Annotated in this window: 12 protein-coding genes; 2 read left to right on the top strand and 10 right to left on the bottom strand. The window is 44.1% G+C overall.

All coding sequences use genetic code 11. From position 1 onward, the window contains the following. Position 1 precedes the first annotated feature (1 nt). The 10 genes from IM462_RS06760 to IM462_RS06715 all read right to left on the bottom strand — a co-directional run bounded on the left by IM462_RS06760 (position 2) and on the right by IM462_RS06715 (position 11,158). Positions 2-2,461, bottom strand: coding sequence for a tetratricopeptide repeat protein (locus IM462_RS06760; protein WP_287699696.1), 2,460 nt, complete (start codon positions 2,459-2,461; stop codon positions 2-4). A 20-nt stretch (positions 2,462-2,481) separates the two neighbouring features. Continuing rightward, a complete protein-coding gene (locus IM462_RS06755; protein ID WP_287699695.1) occupies positions 2,482-2,979 on the bottom strand; it encodes a LysM peptidoglycan-binding domain-containing protein in 498 nt (165 codons plus the stop codon). 2 nt (positions 2,980-2,981) lie between these two features. Continuing rightward, a complete protein-coding gene (locus IM462_RS06750; protein ID WP_104395409.1) occupies positions 2,982-5,198 on the bottom strand; it encodes an Hsp70 family protein in 2,217 nt (738 codons plus the stop codon). Positions 5,199-5,934: 736 nt separating this feature from the next. Next, entirely contained in the window at positions 5,935-6,066 is a 132-nt protein-coding gene (locus IM462_RS06745; RefSeq protein ID WP_287699694.1) for a hypothetical protein, read from the bottom strand. 97 nt (positions 6,067-6,163) lie between these two features. After that, the gene (locus IM462_RS06740; protein WP_287699693.1) at positions 6,164-6,565 is read right to left on the bottom strand and encodes a phosphomannose isomerase type II C-terminal cupin domain; all 402 of its coding nucleotides are present in this window, start codon (positions 6,563-6,565) and stop codon (positions 6,164-6,166) included. A 94-nt stretch (positions 6,566-6,659) separates the two neighbouring features. Next, a complete protein-coding gene (gatC, locus tag IM462_RS06735; protein WP_287699692.1) occupies positions 6,660-6,956 on the bottom strand; it encodes an Asp-tRNA(Asn)/Glu-tRNA(Gln) amidotransferase subunit GatC in 297 nt (98 codons plus the stop codon). Between the two features lie 106 nt (positions 6,957-7,062). Further along, complete coding sequence (locus IM462_RS06730; RefSeq protein WP_287699691.1) at positions 7,063-7,584, bottom strand: photosystem I assembly protein Ycf3; 522 nt, start codon at positions 7,582-7,584, stop codon at positions 7,063-7,065. Positions 7,585-7,785: 201 nt separating this feature from the next. After that, positions 7,786-8,439 carry a PEP-CTERM sorting domain-containing protein gene (locus IM462_RS06725; RefSeq protein WP_287699690.1) on the bottom strand — a complete coding sequence of 218 codons (654 nt, stop codon included), beginning with the start codon at positions 8,437-8,439 and terminating at the stop codon, positions 7,786-7,788. Positions 8,440-8,787: 348 nt separating this feature from the next. Continuing rightward, on the bottom strand, positions 8,788-9,957 hold the full coding sequence (locus IM462_RS06720; protein WP_287699689.1) for a GumC domain-containing protein: 1,170 nt from the start codon (positions 9,955-9,957) through the stop codon (positions 8,788-8,790). 259 nt (positions 9,958-10,216) lie between these two features. Then, positions 10,217-11,158 (bottom strand): glycosyltransferase family 2 protein, encoded by a 942-nt coding sequence (locus tag IM462_RS06715; RefSeq protein WP_287699688.1) that lies wholly within the window; start codon positions 11,156-11,158, stop codon positions 10,217-10,219. A 327-nt stretch (positions 11,159-11,485) separates the two neighbouring features. On the opposite strand from IM462_RS06715, the gene glmM reads away from it, so the two are divergent. Continuing rightward, a complete protein-coding gene (gene glmM, locus IM462_RS06710; protein ID WP_287699687.1) occupies positions 11,486-12,925 on the top strand; it encodes a phosphoglucosamine mutase in 1,440 nt (479 codons plus the stop codon). A gap of 57 nt (positions 12,926-12,982) precedes the next feature. After that, positions 12,983-14,710: a hormogonium polysaccharide biosynthesis protein HpsL gene (gene hpsL, locus IM462_RS06705; protein WP_287699686.1), complete on the top strand. Its 1,728-nt coding sequence runs from the start codon at positions 12,983-12,985 to the stop codon at positions 14,708-14,710. Positions 14,711-14,835: the final 125 nt, after the last annotated feature.

Raw genomic sequence — 14,835 nt, 5'->3', positions numbered from 1 at the left:
ATTAAATAATATGAAATAGTTTATATACTTCTCGAAACTCTGGATCGTCGGGGCATAATTCGTAAGCAGATCTAACAAGTTCTATTAGTAATTCTGGGGGTAATTTTTGAGAATTTTCTATTAAAAGAGTGAGACAGAGTTGGGCGGTGATGTGACGGAGTTTTTGCGATCTCGATCGTTTCGCCTTTTCGATCGCCTCGGAAAATCGATTGCGCTCCATCAATCGCCTTACCTCCCTTGCGTCTTTTCTAAAAATAATCTCCTCGATCAATTCGTTTAGTATGGCATTATTGTAATCTATCTGTTTTAATTTCTCCAGTTCGCTTAAAGCTTTGGACTCGTCTATCTTTTGCTCATCCAATCTCCCGACTATTGCCAAGGCTTGATCTCGGACGTAATACATTTTCGAGTTAAGGGTTTGTACTAACTCGTACCAATTTCTATTCATCCTTAATAGATTCTCGAAACCCTCAATCTCCTCCTGTAATTCTAGGTAAAGTCGATCGATCTCTTCAATCCATTCTGGGTGATTTTTAAGGGCTGTTTTCGCCTCTTTTAAAGGATTCTCGGCTTTTTGCCACTGTTTCTGTTGTAGATAATGACAACCTTGATGGAATGATACAAAAGTATTAGCTATCTGTTCGAGAGTAGATTGGCAGGTTAGGGGTTTTAAAGCCACCCCGCGAACCCGATCCCCCTGTAAACAGGCAGCCACAGATTCCCCCCAACGGGTATAGAGAGTCGCCCAGAATTGCTCAGGCAGTTTCACAGTATTTCTATCAGGGTGAGTCCGATACAACCCGGGTAGGATGGTTAACCCTTCGATCTGGATTCCCTCTAGAGGATGATCCCGTAATAACCCTAGGGCCACAGCATCGCGACGGTAAAGATCGCGAAGTTGCAGGTAGTAATTGAGGTCTTCTTTGGTTCGATCGATCAACTCCTCAAGTATTCGGGTTAATTGTGCTTCTAAGTCCCGTATATCACCGTCATCGATAACTTTCCAAACCACATTCCTGACACTGGTGTTAAGATTTAAATTCGCCGTAGCGGATAACCAGACGGGTATTAATTTCTCTAGGGTAGCGGGATTTTCTACCGCTCGATAATAAAGGGCGATTGCTAAATTGTGCAATGATTCCAGATTGCGTTTTTTTTCCCATTCCCTCTCGGCGTTGATAACGATTTTCTCCCGATCCTTAGATCGCCATAATTGCTGATCTATCCGAGGAAGGATATGACTATATAAATTATAGATAACTTGCGGATCATCGCCGAATTTCTCTAAAAACACCTCGCTTTTCGAGCGGGCTAATTCTAGGTTTTCTTCTGGAATTAGTTCTTGTATTTCCTGCTGTAGAGTTAATTTTTCCCTTTGGCTATATCGGCTGAGCAGCTCTATCTGTTCTTTAATTTCCGGTCGATCGATCTTTTTCCATTCCCGATGCGCTTTCCTCCATTCCTGTAATCTCGCATAACCGTAACCCCGGAAGTAGATCGATTCCCTATCTTCGATTCCCTCTAATTGTTCTATTCCCTCTCGATAGTTCCCCGCTTTAATATTGGTTATGCCTAATCGCCGGTTTATATCGATTAATTCCGGTGTTATGAGTAGGGCTTTTCGATAGTTATCTATCGCCTTGTTTAGATCGCCGTTTTTTTCGGCAGCCACTCCCTGTTCAAAATAATTGAAGGCGATCGTTATCTGTTCTACTTTAGTTAATAGGTTTTTAACGTCCAGTCGCTGGAAATCTGCTAGGGCTTGATTTATTAACTCTCTCGATTGTTTTAGTTCTCCCTGTCGGGCCAATTCCTGAGCTTTTTTCAGTCTTACTTGACAGATATTTTCTTGCTCTACCTGTAATCGACATTTCTGGATTTCTAAACGGATTCGGTGATGGGAATAAAGAGCCTGTGCGCTTTCCAGTACCCCTAAAGCCTTCTTAAAATATCTCCGATTTCCCAACTCCTTGCCCTGTTTAAAAAAATCCAGAAATTTTTTTCTTTTTTCTAATTCTTGTTCAAGATTTTTCTCTAAAGATCTTAACTTAGGATCATTAATTAATTTGTTAGCCTCTTGGTAAAATTTTAAAGCCTCCGATAACTTGCCTATCTCGAAAGGGTTCCCCGTATCATCAGCCTGTAATTTTCTCCCTTGATAGGCTAGTTCTCTGCCCTTTTTTATTTCTTCTATTCGTCTATAAAAAACCAATAAAATCAAAACAAATGTAGTGATAGAAAAATAAGTGATAAAATTCTTATCTAAAGCCAACCAATTTTTGAGGAAAAAGAGGATACATATAATGACAAGTCCGCCACCCAATCCAGTTAATATTTCTAATTTTCTTGACCAATAGTTATTGTCTTTATTAGTAGGAAACCCTAAAAAAACAGCCTTTAAACTAATGGCGAGAAAAAAAGCTAAAACAAATCCAATAGCATAGCCCAAGAAAACTAACATAATATTCCTACTGGGTAAAATTAACAGGATTTATCAGAGTTGGGAATCAATAACTTTTCACCGACCTCGAGAGAATCGAGCCGATCGAGCAAAAAGGGATTAGCCTCAAGTATGGGAGATAATAGAGACTCATTCCCGTAAAAACGTTGAGCGATACGAGATAGAGAATCACCCGCTCTAACCCGATAGTTAAACCCATCCACGCAGACAGTTTTAGTCAGCTGCTTCGATGGCTCGATCAGTTCCCCAACAGGAGGGGTAACGGGACTAGATTCGGTGACAGGGAGTAGGGAACGGGGGAATAGATTAGAAGCGATAGCACCCAGAAAAATCCCCGAAATTAACAGCAAAAGAGCCAATCCCAGTAATAAACCACGGCGGTTAGTTGCAGTCCGATTATCGACAACGGGGGATAGTTCCATTAAAAGACGTAGAGAGGATAAATCCGTCTCGCAATTGGGGCAAACATTCCCCTCCACGTTCGATCGTTGACAAACGGGACAATTAATTTTACTCATAATTAAAATCGGGTTAATCCAGTGGCCACATTGCCTGTGGGTAATTCGATCTCGCAATTCTGGCGAACTTCCGGTAATAATCGCTGTAATTCTCGTTCCGCCGTTTCTCGATCCCCCGCTTGCAACGCGGTGATAACCCCTAGGAATTTTCTCGCCATACTATCCGCGCTGGCTTGATTTACCACTCCAGTACGGGTGATGACGCTACGACACAATAGCAGCAGCAGCAACAATTCGGATAAATTTTTCCTCTCCTGTAGTGCTGTTTCATTTAATCGCTGTATAGCCGAGAGATTACCGTTATTGATAGCTTTATTTAAATCTTCGATCAGTTGCTCGATGCGTGCCTTTTGTTCTTCCGGAACCAGAATCTGACAGTATTTTAAAACGAAGTCGAACTCGGAGATCAAGATTTGACCCTGACTACTATCCTCGCAGGAGTAAGTTTTTAACTCCCGTAATTTTTCCCTGGCCACCTTGACCCGATCTTGCCGCGATTTTCCATCCTCTCCGCGGATTTGATTGGCCGCCCGAACTATTTCCCCAGCTATTTGATAGACGTATTTGGCCCCCACCTTGGTTAATAACTCCTTACGGTTCATCTCCTCGATACTTTCTTCTACCTGTCGCGAGATCTCCTCGTCCTCACCCCCGCGGGAAAAATCGGAACTCACTTTGATCGAGGGGTCATTTTTTAAACTTGCCACCATCGATAGAGAATTATTCTGTTCGTCTAGGGAAACGGCTAGTAATATTTCTGTGCCCTTTGGATAGGGTCGATCGAGAGCTAACCACATTTCGCCAATTTTCTCGTCGCACTTCTCCCCGGTACTTTCTGCCCGCACCCGATCCGGACTATAAAATTTAAAATGGATCAGACTCTGATCATCCGCTTCGGTTTTAAAAGTTTTGATGGTTTTAACGGGTAATATATCTCCCTGTCTGATGATCAGCTCTTGGCTGCCGTCGGCCAAATGGATACAGTAATCACGCGATACTGTCATCACCTTCTCTGTTAAACCAGCAGCCACGATCGCTGCTCCCTCCGCTACTGCATACATCGGCCGTCGGTGAACTACCACCCTCTCGCAACCGAAAACTTTTTTAACTTCCTCTTGCACGAAAGGAATCTGGGAGGAACCCCCCACTAATAACACCACATCGATCAGATCTTCGGGATAGTCGGAATACCGGATCGCTTCTTGACAGATGGCGATCGTTTTCTCCACTAGCGGCCGGATCATCTCTTCAAATTCACTCCTCTTAATCGTCACGGCAATGGTGATCGCCATACCCATCTCATCGATCAGCGGGGTCGCGGGGATAATGGTGGCACTTTCAGCACTACTTAAATCTATCTTTGCCCTCTCTACGGCGCTCTTGAAATCCCCTAAAAATCTTACTCTTTGATAATGGGGCATCGCGGCGATCAGAGCGTCCACATCCTCTAGATCTTCTTCTTGTGCCACTTTTTCCTTGACAAATTGCATTAATTGTGCATCTATATCATCTCCTCCTAACCAGAGATCCCCAGCTTTCCCCGATTCTATAAATTGATTTCCTGCGGCGGTGATCAAACAAGAATCGAAAGTACCGCCACCGAAATCGTACACCAGTATGTTTTTTACCTCCTCCGAATCCGGTTTATAACCGTAGGAAATTGCCGCCGCGGTCGGTTCCGAGAGTAACTCCCGGGCGATGATACCAGCCCGTTTTGCCGCCATCTTGGTGGCGTGACGCTGTTTATCGTTAAAATAGGCGGGAATAGTGATCACAGCTTCCTGTATCCTGCTTTTCTGACCGTTAGCCCCTTGATAATTCTGGGCATTAGCTACTACTTTTTTTAAAATCTCGGCCGATATGTCTTCCGGTTCGTATTCCTTGCCCCCTAACCATACCGATAGACTATCCTCCGTACCCCAGCTCGAGCGAGTGACTTTATAGCTTAAACGGGGTATTTGTTCCTGAACGATAGTATCGCTAAAACTCCTACCCATCAAACGCTTGATCGACATGATCACGTTTTCTGGGTTCGCCTTGATCTGTCTGTAGGCTTCTTCTCCAACGATCAGCCCCTCTCCGGCTAGGGAGACGAGCGATCGGGTTAATTTTCTCTCCGGAGGCGAGTTATCTGCGGCGGTCACTACCTCCACCCCCGCTAATTTAAATGCCGCTACTGAATTTGTCGTACCCAAATCTATCCCGACAATATTACCCATCGGATACCTTCATCTTTTCTAAGATTGCTCTTAATTATACCCATGATTACTCTATTTATTAAAGGAAATACTATCTATCGTTAATAGATTTTATTCTATACATATTAACCAATGCACATATAGTTGATTTTTGGCAAATTCTCGGGATTTTTTACCGCATTTATCAACAAGATCAAGCCGTTTCCTCACTCCATCCTACATAGGGTTTGCTGAATAAATCTAAAAACCTTGTTGGGTAAGACTTTTAGCAGCTATTCTCATTTTGAAACGATTTTGCGTTGTTTCAGCGATCTAGAGATTCGTTAAGAATTATTAACCCCTCTAGGTGCAAGGGTTTTAATGTCATGAAACCTTAAAATGAGAATTGCTAGACTTTTAGACTTTTTTCCCCTCAAAAAGTGCCAGCACTTGGAGTGATCGGGGGGAAAATTCCGGGACTTTTTCCCTGAAAATTAGGTAGTTGACCACCTGAAAATCGGTAAAACCCTACACCCCACACCCCACACCCCACACCCTGCCCCCAGGAAAAACTTTTTCAGCAAACCCTACATAAATAATCATTGCCCCTTGTCTCTTGCCCGACTCCTGCTCGGCTTTTCTTTGTCACAGAATTGACATCTGGCTGTTATAGTCCTGACAAATGAGAGTTATATGCTGAAGTTAATCCAGCAAAGGAATAAATCATTTCCCCTAGCCTAGCTTTCCTCAAGCTGCCCACACAGGGTCTAGGGGAAGTTTATTTTTCTGTAGATTTTACCCGTTCTTTGCTCACCACAGGATCAATATAAATCCCCGTCCCCGTGCCTTTACCTCCCATAAGGAAAACCGCTACCCGGCCAGAAAAGAAATTTTTTCTAGAACTTGTCAAGCCTTGACAACAGGGAAGATAGTCAGGCAGACTAACCTAAAAGGGTTTTTGGAGCGAAAATATAGTTTCTTGCCTTTCTGTCTCCCTAAACAGGGTCTTAGCTCTGATGGCGAGCATAATCATCCTGAAAACGGACTATATCATCCTCTCCTAAATATTCCCCATTTTGCACTTCAATTAACACCAATTTGATCACCCCGGGGTTTTCCAGACGGTGAGCGGTACACTGCGGCACATAAGTGGACTGATTAGAACCGAGAATTTCTTCGTTATCTCCACAGGTGACTTTTGCCGTCCCCGAAACGACAATCCAGTGTTCACTGCGATGGTAGTGCATCTGTAAACTGAGACGATGACCCGGATTCACTTCAATCCGCTTGATTTTATAACCGGGACCCTCTTCTAGGGTGGTGAAAGAACCCCAGGGCCTAAATTCTGTTGCTGCCGATTCTACGCTCGAAATAAGCTGAAATGGTGCCACATCTTGGGATGCGATCATTATATTATGTCTCCATTGCTAGGTCTGATCTTAGTCCAAGATAGCAGCAAAAACCCTAGATGGCATCTAAATCAGTGATCGGTTGATCACTGATTCACTCTTCGTCGCTGTTGAGAATACGGGGAACCCGGAAATAATCCCCTTCCGGGGCCGGCGATTCCTGCACTAAGACCTCGTGATCGGGATAAAGTCTATTACTATCGGCGCGAGTAATATTTTGAATTTCGATCGCTCGCGTGGTGGGTGGCACATTTTCCGTGTCTAATTCGCTTAACTGCTCGAAATAATCCAGTATCCCGCTTAATTGCAGCGCAAATTGTTCTTCTTCAGCGCTGGTAATCTCTAAACGGGCTAAATGGGCGATTTTTTCAACTGTAGCTCGATCGATCATGGGAGAAATGGGGTAATGATGAATGATGAATTATGAATTGGGGAGTGGGGGAGTAGGGAGAATAAATAAAAGCAATTTCCTGACTCCTGTCTCCTGACTCCTCAATTTAAAAGAAAACATCAATTTCCGATCGCCCAGTGATTTTCAGCCAGTTTTGGGCTTCAATGTAGTTATTGGGGGCTAATCGGATGGCTTGTTTCCAGTATTCTGCCGCTTTGTCGTAGAGTGCTTCTGCTTCGGCCTGTTGTCCGTCTTCTCTGGCTTTTTCCCCTTGAAAATGGTAAATAACAGCGATATTATTCAAGGCGGAAGGCATTCTGGGATTAAGTCGGATAGCTTCTTCGTAGTATTCTAAGGCCTTTTCATGCTCGCCGTTACTAGCGTGGATAATGCCGATATTGTAGAGGATATAACTGCGATCATTAGGATCCTCTTCTAATGTTAAAGCTTCATAGTAATTATCGAGGGCTTCGGCGTATTCGCCGTCAGCTTGCGCAGACATCCCATCGCGATAATAAACAAAAGCCTCCTTGGCCTTTTTATTGGCGGGGAGTATCTTTAAAATGATATCCGCCATGACGGTAAAAGATTTATCAATAAAGTTATCGTTACGTTGAGTGCGTGGCATAGTTAGGTCGAGTGGGCGATCGAGATGACTATCTACCTTTATAGCACTCGCCGGCAATTCTAGGGCTGTTTTTCTAGTTTTTCCTGCCAGGATGACGCGGCTTTAACCAAGATTTTGAGTAAGTAGGTCGGACTTTGGGTACGAAACCTAATAAATGCCCTGTTACGGGATTATCCTATCATCCAACCTACTATCCAAAGATTAAGCTCTTTTTCTCAAACCAACGCCCGCTAAGCCCAAGCCTAACAGAGCCAGGGAGGCAGAAGGTTCGGGGATTGATTTAAATGAAATCTCATTGAAGCCAACACGTTGTGCGTCACCATAGTTGCTGGTGATATTCAATCTAACATGAGTGGCCTTGACCAGGTTAAAATTGATTAATTCTGGACCCCCAGGAGTAGTACCTCCTTGTGCGAAGGTGCCAGTCCAAGCACTAGTGAAAGTCGTTCCGTTGGTGGAGTATCCAAGGCTCGCGTTTCTAACTCCAATAGTGGTGGAATCAGCTCCAGTAGTATTCCAGAAACTAAATCCAATCAGATCAGTGGGAACAGTACCGAGCTGAAAAGTAATGCTGATGACATTACCAGCTGCCAGTTGGGCACCGGCGGTGTTAAACGACCGCCAAGCATTAGCACTAGACGAGACAGCGTGTACTCCCCCCAGACTTGGTTGGTTGCCGGGCAACCCGCTCCCATTGGTGACATTGGCTAAGGCCCAATTTGAGCCGGTACCGGTCAAACTCGTGGCCGTGACGCCAGTAATCAGTCTGCCAGCTTGGGCGTTTTGTGCCACCCCTAGCATTAGTCCGAAAGTGGCAGTGGATAACAAAAGTGATTTAGTGGTTAGTTTCATCATGAAATCTACTCAAGAAGGTAAAGTTAAGTAAAGCCGAGCGGATATGGAATATCCTCGCATATTCTATTCGCTTTTTTTCTTCTCGTCTGTTACTTTTGATACATTTTTTCAATCTTTATTATGTTATTGAAGGAGGACGGATGCGGATTTCGATTTTTTTTCTCCCGTCTGTTACTTTTGATACAGTTTTTTAATCTTTATTATGATAGACAAGGAGGCGGACGCAGAGACACAGCCTGGTAGTGTCGCCCACTTCGGTGTTAGGGTTTATGTCTCCACCGTCGTGGGCGGGTCAGTCAATGATTATATTGTAATACAAAGCCGTCCTCAAGGGACGGGGTTTCAGACCTAAAAATTTCGATGAGATTCTGGCATTGTGGTTTTGCTATTGTCCCCATCGGAGAATAAATCATCGCTAAATAGATCATCAAGGGTAAATTCTTCGTCAGAAGGCAGGGATTCTAGATCGCTCACTCCCGCATCATCCCACATACTAAAGAAATCTAGTTCCTCTTGGTTGCTGAGAACAGATTGGCGATTAGATTCAACTTTAGGGGTTTCTTCAGCAAAAGGCTCGAATAGTTCGGGGCTATTGCTGTCAGTAATATCGGCAAATAAGTCATCTAGAGAATTTGGGGCAGCGGCGAATTTTTCTGATTCAGTGGCTAATAAATCAGGGAACCCCGTGTCACTGCCAACGGTTTCTTGACTGTAGATCTGATCGTAATTACCCGATAATTCTTCTAGGCTACCGATCATTCTAGTTTCTTCCTCTTCGCCAAACCTATCCATCTCAGGAGTGAATTCTGCTGCCAAATCTAGATTTTCTTCAGTGATAAAACCATCAAAAGTATTGATTTCACTGGCAAATTCTGGCTCATAAACTGTGGTTTCTAGCATCGTTTCAGGAGCAAATTCCGTTTCCAATCCTAGATTTTCTTCAGTGATAAAACCATCAAAAGGATTGATTTCTTCCCCAGGTTCGATTGTTTGGTTGGCGTTTTGTAGTTCTAAGAGTTGGCTTTGATAACCCTGTTCTAGTTGTTTAATTTGCGACTGATAGCCGTTTTCTAATTCTAGAATCTGCGCCTGTTGACTTTGACGCAGGGCTTCCATTTCTGCTTGCTTCCCGTCGATAATCTCTCGAATTTGACTTTGATAGCTTTGGCGCAATTCCTCGATTTTAGTTTCGTATTCCTGTTCAAGTTCCTGAATTTGGGTTTTATAGGCAACTTCCATGGCTTGAACTGGATTTGCGCCGGCTGCCTCTTGTAAACGTCTTTGGCTGTCTTCTAACTCTTTTTGCAATTTAGCCACTTCTTCTTTATAGGTGGCTTCGATATTGCCAAACTGTCCTTTGGTATCTTCTAACTCCGCTTCGGTTTCACCTAAAGCCGCCTGAATTTTCTCCTGTTTTTGCAGTGCTTCCTTGATTTTTCCCTCTTGCAGGGCATATAAAGCTCCACCCCCGATCGCACCTCCACCGACAAAACCGATTAAAATATCGACGATACTCATTATGGAATTCCTCCTCTAGGAAAATCTACTTCTAATATGCCTAATCTCAGACGATAATTGACAAGGGACAAAGGTGGTTAGTATTTTCCGCCGCTCTCGCTGCCGATTGCTTTTGATTGTGGCAGCAATTATCGGAAAAAGAAAGAAAATATTAAGTTTTTTTCTCGGCAAATATGGTGAGGTACAAAGTCTCTGGTTTTAGGGAGCTGGTTGTCGATGCTAAATGCTGTCACACCGCATCGCTGTTCGCCAAGACATTTCACTGAGGCTGCATTTCCCGATAAGCTTGATAAACGCCGCGCACGTTGTACCGATTGAGAAAAATGCGGGCAATTTCTAGGGCTAATTGCGGTTTACCTCGATCGATTAACCATTGTAACAGCGGAGAGAGGCTGCGTTCATTCAGAGTTCCGCCTAGGGAAAGTAAACCCCACAACAATCGGTGAATCCAAGTCATTTGAATCATCATCCGCACTTCCCAGGTGGGATGTTTTTGATAAAAAAGCACTCCCATTCGTCCCCGTTGAATTTCCTTATCGATGAGATTGGGAATTTGAGCGAGATTAAAGGGGGGATGCCAATGATAACCGACGGCTTCAGGACATTTAATTAATTTTAGTCCTAATTGCTTCAATCTCACCCCTAATTCCAAGTCTTCCCAACCGTAGAGTTGAAACTGGGTGTCGAATAATCCCGCTGCTAATAACCATTTTTTAGCGATCGCTACGTTGCCCGTGGCAAAATAGGCGGCGGAGAAGTCGGTGATTTTATAGGGTTCACTGGTGGGATGCTCGAAGTTACAGGTATTAATGACATTGCCGTAGGTAAATAAGCGATCGCTGCCGAGACTGGCTGCCCCAGCAGTTAAAGCGTCGGCGTGGGCTTGCAAAAAATTTTCTGTCACCACTAGATCGCTATCAATAAAAATAATCGTATCACCACGAGCTTTTTCTACCCCCAGATTCCTAGCGATCGCCGGTCCGCCGTGATCCTGTTGCCACAGTTGCAGGTGGGGTAAATTAGCCTTTTGAGTTTCTAGCCAAGCGATCGTCCCATCGGTAGAACCATCATCGACAACGACTATTTCGTAGTTTTCCACCTTATTATCGGTTAAACGCTGATTTTCTAGAGCGATTAAACATTTTTTTAAAATTGCTTGGCGATTGTAGGTAGGGATGACAACACTGATCAGCACGGGCATTCGGGGGTCAAGATTACCGTTTTAGCTTACCAAATAACCTCGGTTCCTTGATTAGACCTCCTGCAAAAATCAACAATCTTTATTCAGGAGGCAGGATTCAGGAGGCAGGATTCAGGAGATAGGGTGATAGGGTTTTGGGGTGATAGGGTTTTGGGGTGATAGGGTGATGAGACAGCTTCCCCACTTCCCTACTTCCCCACACCCCACACCCTACACCAGATGTAAGGAACTCCGGGAGGAGGATTAAGGTCAACTGGGAACATTGATTTTAAAAAATCGGTGATCATGTTATCCTCTGAATGTGTTGTGTGAGGGAAAGAATCGGCCATGGTAGCTTCTCTATCGTATCAAAATGGGCAAAAAGCTCGATCGCATCCCCTGTTATCCTTAGGGGGTTTAATCGAATTACCGTCATCACCCCTGTTCGGCACGGACGGAATTCGCGGCCAAGTGGGAGAATTATTAACTGCCCCCCTAGCGCTACAAATCGGATTTTGGGCGGGACAGGTATTAAAAAATCAAGCTGGTGTCACCAAACCAGTAATTATCGGTCAAGATTCCCGTAATTCCAGTGATATGTTAGCTAATGCTATCACTGCGGGTTTAACCTGGGCGGGAATAGAAGTCTGGCAACTGGGATTATGTCCCACTCCCTGCGTCGCCTATTTAACCAGAGAAAGCGAAGCGATGGGGGGGATCATGATTTCTGCCAGTCATAATCCTCCCGAAGATAACGGCATTAAATTTTTTGACAGCAGCGGTTTAAAGTTATCTGGCAGTTTAGCGGCACAGATAGAAGCGGGTTTAAGGGGCAATTTAGAATTAGCCGATAAACCAGTAAATTGGGGAAAAGCGACTTTTTGTCCCGAATTAATCCAAAAATATTATCAAGCTGTCATTGCTTCCGTCGGGACGGATATTAACCTATCGGGATTAAAAATAGTTTTGGATCTAGCTTGGGGGGCAGCCGTTAACCTAGCACCTTTAGTATTCCAAGCTTTGGGGGCGGAAGTTATCTGCCTACACGATCGAGCCGATGGCGATCACATTAACGTTAATTGTGGTTCTACCCATTTAGAAAGCTTACAGGCGGCGGTGATCAATCAGCAAGCGGATTTAGGGTTTGCCTTCGATGGCGATGCCGATCGAGTCTTGGCCGTGGATAGTCAGGGTAGAGTAGTAGATGGCGATTATATCCTCTATTTTTGGGGTCGTTCCCTCCTGGAAGCAGGACAGCTACCCGATGGGTTATTAGTAGCAACGGTGATGGCTAATTTAGGCTTTGAACGCGCTTGGCAAAAACTGGGGGGTCAATTCTTACGTACTGCCGTAGGTGATCAGCACGTTCAGGCGCAAATGTGGGAAACTGGAGCCATGCTAGGGGGTGAACAATCCGGCCATATTCTCTGCCATCATTACGGAGTTTCCGGGGATGGAATGCAAACCGCCCTACATTTAGCGGCTTTAGTGCAGAAATCGGCGGTTTCCTTGGCTAATTTAGTCGATCATAGCTTTGTCACCTATCCGCAGATTTTACGCAACGTGCGGGTGGAAGATAGAGAAGTGCGACGTAATTGGCAGCAATGTGAACCTTTGCGGCGGGAAATCCGCCAAGCTGAGATAGCCATGGCAGAAAAAGGCCGAATTTTGGTGCGCGCTTCCGGAACAGAACCGTTAATTCGGGTAATGGTGGAAGCAGAAACCCTAGAATTGGCCAGTTTTTGGACAGAAAGGCTCGTGGAAGCGGTGCGAAGCTATCTTTTGTAGTCGATCGAGGGGAACAGGGATTATAATGCCCTTAGCCTAGCGTAGCAGGGGATAATTATGACTGGACTAAGTATCGATCGCAAGAAAAAAAAGAATAAACAAGGCGAAACAAAAGCCGATAGTCGCCCACCTAACATCAAAGAGAAACTTGCCCTAAAAAAAGAAGAAAGGCAAAAGAAACAAAAGTTAACAGGGTTGATTGTTTTTGCTATTTGTGCAGCAATTTTGATCGGATTACCCCTCAGCTTATTATTTGATCCCAAGATAGGAGCTACAGTAAGTTTAGCCTTGATTTCAGGAGCTTTCTCCTTTAGCTTTCCTCGCACGGCTCTTTGGGCATTTATTATCTATGTCCCCTTCAATGGCACTGTCATCTATTGGTTGGGGGGTAGTCCAATCCTCCAGATCAGTAAAGATATCTTTTATGTACCCGCTTTAATCGCCTTAGTTTTAGAATGTCGAAAAAAGCAATTACCAATTATTGTCCCGAAACAATTGGGTGCAACTCTATTATTAATCTTTGTTTTCTGTGTAGTCTGTCTATTAGCCGTCAATTTACAGAGACAATTTCTGCCCACTTGTGAATCTGTAGAAGGAATGAGAGTTTTCAGAAACGGCTTTTTGGTTCCGGTTCCCTGTCGGATAAGTGAGCCTTTTCTGCAAGGACTATTAGGATTTAAAGTTTTGCTAGGTTATATTCCCTTGATCTTCTGCACTTATTACTTAATCAAAGATAAACCCACCCTATTATTTTTTGGTCGTCTTTTGGTGACTTTAGTGATTATTTGTTGTGTTCTGGGACTAATGCAATACTGGATGCTGAAAACAGGTCGTTGTGAAGGAACTAGAGGCTATGTGGCCGATGCACTATTCAAAGCCACCTTAGAGGCAAGGTGTTTGGTTGGTGGGGGATTAGTGTATAGTCCAGAAGTGAATATGATCCGCCTACCGGGTACTTTTGTTTCCCCCTGGCACTGGGCTTGGTTTTTGGTCTCTAGTGCCGTAATTTGTTATGCCAGTGCCTTTAGTGAAATTTCCCAAAAATGGCGACTAGCAGCCCTAGTGGGTTTAACCCTAGTTTTTATTAATGCAGTGGTCTCCGGACAAAGATTAGCTTTCTTTGCTGTGCCGATGATTGTTGGTCTGCTGACGATTCTTACGGGACAAATCGCTAACTTAAAAAGATTTTTGCCGATCATTTTTGCCGCCGCTTTACTTCTAGCTATCGGTTTTTCTTTCCTTAACCCCGATTTTGTCCAACAACGCTACGATAGTGCCATCAGCCGTTGGCAACAGGCTCCCCCCACCGCTTTTCTTCAAGATCAGTTGGATTTTGCTATCCGTAATCAGGGCGGTATTTTAGGTCGTGGACTCGGTGTGGCCACGTCTGCTGCTAGGGTTTTCGGTGATATTTCCTTTGTGGAAACCTATCACACTAAAGTTTTATTCGAGTTGGGATACATTGGTTTTGCCTTGTACATGATATTCATGACCCATCTAGTTTATCTGGCCTTCCGCACCTATCGTTCCCTCAAAGATCCGACTCTGCGAGGTTTTGCCGGTAGTTATTGGGTTTTGCTGCTCTTTGTTGCCTATCTTCCCTATTGGTATGCCCTCGATACGGATCCTGTGGGCGTTTATTACTGGATATTCGCAGGAGTAATTTTTAAATTACCCGTGATCGAAAAACAGGAAAAAGAAGCCAAAATTCTAGCGGGAGAAACCGCCACAAAATCCTCCAAAAAGGGCTTAAAATTTAAACGCAAAGGTGTTTCTTTAGCTTGAAATATGGGTGCTGGGTATTTCAGTTATCAGTTATCAGTTATCAGTTATCAGTTATCAGTTATCAGATGTGAGTTTTTAAGTGTGCGGTTTTCTACTGTCTTTTTACTGATTACTGTGGTTCTTCG

Source organism: Microcystis sp. M144S2 (assembly GCF_020246065.1).
GTDB classification, from domain to species: Bacteria; Cyanobacteriota; Cyanobacteriia; order Cyanobacteriales; family Microcystaceae; genus Microcystis; species Microcystis ichthyoblabe_A.
This window is presented reverse-complemented; position numbering and strand designations above follow the sequence as displayed.